Annotated in this window: 4 protein-coding genes; all 4 read right to left on the bottom strand. The window is 71.3% G+C overall.

Annotated features, from left to right (window positions below):
- The coding region (locus tag ABZ260_RS45420; RefSeq protein WP_355630568.1) for a serine hydrolase domain-containing protein at window positions 1-447 on the bottom strand (447 nt) is incomplete at its 3' end.
- A gap of 9 nt (window positions 448-456) precedes the next feature.
- Complete coding sequence (locus tag ABZ260_RS45415; protein WP_355630565.1) at window positions 457-1,782, bottom strand: serine hydrolase domain-containing protein; 1,326 nt, start codon at window positions 1,780-1,782, stop codon at window positions 457-459.
- A complete protein-coding gene (locus tag ABZ260_RS45410) occupies window positions 1,731-3,659 on the bottom strand; it encodes a S9 family peptidase (RefSeq protein ID WP_355630563.1) in 1,929 nt (642 codons plus the stop codon). The genes ABZ260_RS45415 and ABZ260_RS45410 overlap by 52 nt, the downstream gene beginning before the upstream one ends.
- A 193-nt stretch (window positions 3,660-3,852) precedes the next feature.
- Window positions 3,853-5,190 (bottom strand): trypsin-like peptidase domain-containing protein, encoded by a 1,338-nt coding sequence (locus tag ABZ260_RS45405; protein ID WP_355630560.1) that lies wholly within the window; start codon window positions 5,188-5,190, stop codon window positions 3,853-3,855.
- Window positions 5,191-5,498: the final 308 nt, after the last annotated feature.

Genomic DNA, 5,498 nt, shown 5'->3' with positions numbered 1-5,498 from the left:
GCCACGGATGACGGCGCCGCCCTTCCCGCCGGGAACGGCGAGGACCTGGTCGCGGTCCACATACCTGTCCAGGCAGTCGTCGCCGCGCCCGGTGTCCTCGAACAGGTCGCCGTCGAAGCCGCCGGTGTGGGTGAGCAGGTGCCTGACCGTGATGGCCTTCTCCGCGCCGTCGGCGACGGCGAACTCCGGCAGGTAGTCGCGGACCGGCCGGTCCAGCTCGACCAGCCCTTCGTCCACGAGCTGCATCACCAGGGCGGCGGTCCAGACCTTGGTGGTGGAGCCGACCTGGAAGACGCTGTCGGTCGTGGTCTCCACTCCGGTGTTCCTGTTCACCACGCCAGTGGCGACCTCGACGAGCTCGCCGCCCGCCCACACCGCGAGCGCGGCGCCGGGCACGCCGTGCCGCCGTGCCGCCTCGTCGAAACGCTCCCGCAGGTTCTCAAACATGCCGGCCCCTCAAGCGATCTTGGGCGTGGCACGCACACCCAGGTGGATGTACCGCGAGCCGTCGGCGAGTTCGTAGAACACGGCCGACAACCACTGCGGCTCTCCTTCCGGGCGGCCGACGAAGGTGACGTCGTCCACCGGCACCAGATCGAACTCCATGGGCGGCTGCAGCCCGGCGAGGGCTCCGGTGGCCTCGCCGTACAACGAGAGCCCGCCGTCGCGGACCGTCAGCGTCATCCGGCTGCCCGCCCGCTCGTACACACCGGCATACCGCTCGACGTCGGTCTCGAACGGCTCGGCCGGCGGTCCCAGCACGGGCGGCACTGCCAGGCCGAGCAGTTCGTCGAAGAGCTCGGTGGCCAGGGCGTGCTGGAACGCGGCGGTGTGGCCGCCGTTGGCCAGCACGCACACCACCGTCTCGGTGTCGGGGACCGCCCAGAGCATGGCCGCCTGACCGATGGTGTTGCCGCCGTGGGAGATGATCCGGCGCCCCTGCCACTCGTCCAGGATCCAGCCCAGCCCCCACTGCTTCCCGAGGGTGTGCGGGTTGGGGATGTCCACCTGCGGCTCCCACATCGCCCGCGGGTCGGCGAGCAGCCCGGTGCCCAGATGGGCGCGGGCGAAGGCCACGACGTCGGCGGGACGTGCGCAGATCAACCCCGCCGGGCCGCAGGAGCGCATCAGGCCCCAGACGGGGGCGGGCGCGCCGTCGACGTGGCCCATGGCGGCGCGGAAGCGCAGCACGTCCTCCGGCAGGGTCCAGGTGTGGGTCAGGCCGAGCGGCTCGACGATCTGCTCGCGCAGCGCGGCGTCCCACCCCTTGCCGGTGAGGCGCTCGACGACGCGCCCGGCGATGATGAACCCCGAGTTGCAGTACGACTGGGTGGCGCCGAGGGGGTGGTTCTGCGCGAGGTCCGCGCAGACCTCGACGTACTTCTCGATGCAGTCGTCACCACGGCCGGTGTCGAGGAACAGGTCCCCGTCGATGCCGGAGGTGTGCGAGAGCAGGTGCCTGATGGTGACGGTCTTGGTCACCTCGGGGTCGGCGACCCGGAACTCCGGCAGGACCTCGGCGACCGGGGTGTCGAGCGTCAGCTCGCCCCGCTCGACGAGGAGCATGATCTGGGTGGCGGTCCAGACCTTGGTGACCGAGCCGATCTGGAAGAGCGAGTCGGTGGTCGTCTCAACCCCGGTCTCCACGTTGAGCACGCCCGCGGCGAACTCGTGCACCTCCCCCTCGTGCAGGAAGGCCAGGCTCGCGCCGGGAACCTGGTACTCGGTGATCAGCTCGGCGAGACGGGTGTGCCAGCGACCGGGATCCACTGCTCCAGCCATTCGACGATCCTTTCGTTGTAGTCCACCCGGTGGGACGGACGGCCGTTGAGGATGAAAAGGTGAGAGCCACCCGGGTAGCGAACCAGCCGTACCGGCACGTTCCGCTCGCGCAGCGCGGCGAACCACTGCTCGGCCTGGCCGACGGGGCACCGGTCGTCGTTCTCACCGTGCAGGATCAGGGTGGGCGTGGTCACCTGGGCCACGTGGCTCATCGGGGACTGGGCCGCGATGTCGCCGCGGCACTCGTACGTCTTCAGGAGGTGTCCCGCGTCGGAGGTGCCGGCCATGCTGACCAGGTCGCTGACGCACCCGCCCGGGATGGCGGCCTTGAACCGGCCGGTCTGGGTGGGCAGCCAGCAGGAGATGTAGCCGCCGTAGCTGTAGCCGGTCACCGCGAGCCGGTCGGGGTCGGCGACGCCTTCGGCGACCAGTTGGTCGATCGGGCTCAGGAAGTCACCGGTGTCGGCGAGGCCCCAGGCGCCGAGCGCGGCGGTGTAGAACGCCTCGCCGTACCCGTCGCTGCCCCGGGGGTTGAGGGTGAGCACGGTCCAGCCCCGTGCGGCGAGCACCTGGTGGTAGAGGTGCGCGCCGTCGAAGACCGGCGCCCAGGTGTTGTGGGGGCCGCCGTGCGCGTCCAGCAGGAGCGGTCCGGGCTCGGTGAGCGTCTCATCCCGCAGCACGAAACCCTCGACCGGTGTCCCGTCGGGGGCGGTGAAGGTACGGCTTCGCGGGGTGAACAGCTCGACGCCGGGGAGCGCGTAGGCGGAGAGCCTTGTCGTCTCCGGCGCCGTCACTCCGGGTACGGCCGGGACATCGCCCGACGGGGCACCGGCCCGGCCCGCGGTGAGGTCCGCGAGATAGACCTCTCCCGCGCTGTCCGGCGTCGCGGCGACGTAGGCGATCCTGCCCCCCACGGCGCTGACCCCGGACACCACCCGGTCCCCACCGACGATCTTCTCGCCGGGGGCCCGGTAGAGGTGGGTGAAGCCACCGTCACGGGCGCAGAAGATCAGGTCGTCCCCCGCCAGCTGAGGCGTCGCGCCGGGATAGCCCGGCGCGCCGAGCATGACGTTGCGGTCGAGTCCGGTTTTGACCTCCACGAGCCCGTCCGTCCCGAGCTCGAACAGGCGGACGTGCCCGACGGGGTCACCGGCGTATCCGGTGACCAGCAGCCGTCCGCCCAGCCACCAGACCCCCGTGCAGATCACACCGGGGCCGGTGAGCCGCTCGGGTTCGCCGCCGGAGGCGTCCACCGAGTAGACCTCGCTGCCGACGACCAGGTCGCGGTCGGGCTCCATGCTCGCGGTGAAGGCGAGCCGCCGGCCGTCCGGCGACCAGGACGGCTCACCCGCGTGGAAGTCGCCCGCGGTGAGCTGCCCGGTCTCACCCGTCGCCACGTCCACCACGAAGAGGTGCGTGGTGAGGCCGCGCAGCAGGCCCGCGCCATCGGCCTTGTACTCCAGGCTGTCGGCCACGACCGGGGCATTCCGGTCGAGGTCGCCGTGCGGCGCGCCGTACGCGATCCTGGTGCCGTCGGGGGACCAGACCGCCGGGCCCGCGCCCAGTGCCGCGGTGGTGAGGACGCGGGGCTCTCCGCCGTTCATCGGCAGCAGATGAAGCTGTGGTTTTCCCTCCACGGGGCGGAGGAAGGCCAGCGAGCTTCCGTCGGGCGACCAGCGCGGGGAGGAGTCGCGTGGGCCACCCGTCAGACGGCGCGGCTCGGCGCCGGGTGCGGCCAGCCAGAGTTCGGACCGGTTCTCGTCGGATTCCCGATCTGCGGTGGTGACCACGTAGGCCACGGTGCTCCCGCCGGGATGCAGCCGGGGGTCCGCCGGTATCGCGATGTGATACAGGTCGCTGAGGGAGAGGCGAGGCATGTCCGAACGTTAAGCCCACCCAGGCGACGCTTCTTCGGCCTCCACGACGAACCGGCCCCGATCCGTTGTGTCGTTCTCCAATCGCCTCGCGGGAGCGCCTGCTCACGGCCGTCGAGGGGTGCGTCCACCGGGGTCCGGAAACGGCTGTGCCGCCGGAGCCGTGGCGGCCCGGCGGCACATCCGTCGAGGAGCCCTACTCGCCGGTCTTCTCAGCGAGGGTCACCGTGACGGTCTGGGACTGCCCGTCCCTGACGTAGGCGACGGTCACCTGCTGGCCGGGCTTGAAGCCGCGGACGGCTCCGACCACGGTGGCCGCCTCGTCCACGGGCGTGTCGTTGATCTTGGTGATCAGGTCGCCCTGCCTGATGCCCGCCTTGGCCGCGGGGCTGCCCTCGGTGACCTGGCCGACCAGGGCGCCGCCCGCGTCCCCGGTGGCGTCGGTCACGCTCACGCCCAGGAGGGCGTGGGAGACCTTGCCGCTCTTGATCAGCTGCTCGGCGACGTGGCTGGCGGTGTTGATGGGGATGGCGAAGCCGACACCGATGCTGCCCTCCCCGCCGTTGGTGGCGATGGCGGTGTTGATACCCACCACCTGACCGGCGGCGTTGACCAGCGCGCCGCCCGAGTTGCCGGGGTTGATCGCCGCGTCGGTCTGGATGGCGCCCCCGATGGTGGTGGGACTCTGGCCGCTCCCCTGCGGCCTGCCCCAGCCGGGCGGGAGCTGCTGCTGTCCCTGGTCTCCGCCGACGGTGAGCGTGCGGTTCAGCGCGCTGACGATCCCGGCGGTGACCGAGCCTGACAGGCCGAGCGGGCTGCCGATGGCGAGCACGGAGTCACCCACCTTGAGCCGGTCGCTGTCGCCGATCGAGGCCTTGGTGAGGCCGGAGACGCCCTCCGCCTTGATGACTGCGAGGTCGGTGGCCGGGTCGGTGCCGATGACCTCCGCGGTGGCGGTCTTGCCGTCGCTGAACTTGACGGTCACCCGGCTGTCCGGGCCCGCCTGGCCGCCGGCCGACACCACGTGGTTGTTGGTCAGGATCAGGCCGTCGGCCGACAGCACCACCCCGGACCCCTCGCCCCCGCCCGCGGCGGTCCTGATCTCGATGGACACCACGGAGGGCTGGACCAGCTGGGCGATGTCGGCGACCGTCGTCACGTTGCCGACCGGGCTGACCAGCGGGCTGGATGACGAGACCACGGTGGCGGAACCGTTGAGGCTCGTCGCGGCGAAGGCCCCCGCCACCCCGCCCCCGACGGCCATGGCCGCCAGCGCGAGACCGGCGCCGATCTTCTGCCCGGCGGTGAGCCTGCCGCGCTGCGCGGGGACCGTCACCGGTCCTCCGGCCTTCTCGGGGGCCTCGGCGGCGAGTTGCTCCGGCACCGGGTGGATCAGCGTCGGCTGCGGCCCGGTCTCCTCACCGGCACGATAGGCGCCGGCGCGTGGCGGCACCTTGCCGAACTGGGTCCAGCCGTCGTTCCCGGGGGTCGCCTCGGTCGGTGTGTCCTGCTGCTCGTTCCTGTTCGGGTCCATGTCTTCCCCCACGTCCAACATCCCCCCGGCTCGACGGGGTGGAAGCCGGTGCTCACCGGTTGACATAAACGATGCCCGACGGCGTATAAGCGCAGGTTAAGAGGTTGATCCTGGTGATCGGGATCTTCTGACAACGGCTTTATCAGCCATGCTCAGCCCCTGGATGGCAGCTCGAAAATCTTTCTCGGCCACTCTTTCGAGGCTTGGACGGTCGAGGGGGGCGATGAGCATCTGTCACCCATCGGGGACCGGGCCGCCCGAGAAGTAGCCGCACACGATCTGCGCGCAGCGAGGCACCCGACGTCGCC

This window comes from Streptosporangium sp. NPDC006013, assembly GCF_040614275.1.
GTDB lineage: Bacteria > Actinomycetota > Actinomycetes > Streptosporangiales > Streptosporangiaceae > Streptosporangium.
Note: the sequence above shows the minus strand (reverse complement) of the source record. Positions and strands in the feature narration are given on the sequence as shown.

What these genes read in the sequence shown, in the direction of transcription:
- ABZ260_RS45415 (WP_355630565.1), bottom strand. Translation starts at nt 1,782, where the DNA reads ATGGCTGGAGCAGTGGATCCCGGTCGCTGGCACACCCGTCTCGCCGAG.
- ABZ260_RS45405 (WP_355630560.1), bottom strand. Translation starts at nt 5,190, where the DNA reads ATGGACCCGAACAGGAACGAGCAGCAGGACACACCGACCGAGGCGACC.
- ABZ260_RS45410 (WP_355630563.1), bottom strand. Translation starts at nt 3,659, where the DNA reads ATGCCTCGCCTCTCCCTCAGCGACCTGTATCACATCGCGATACCGGCG.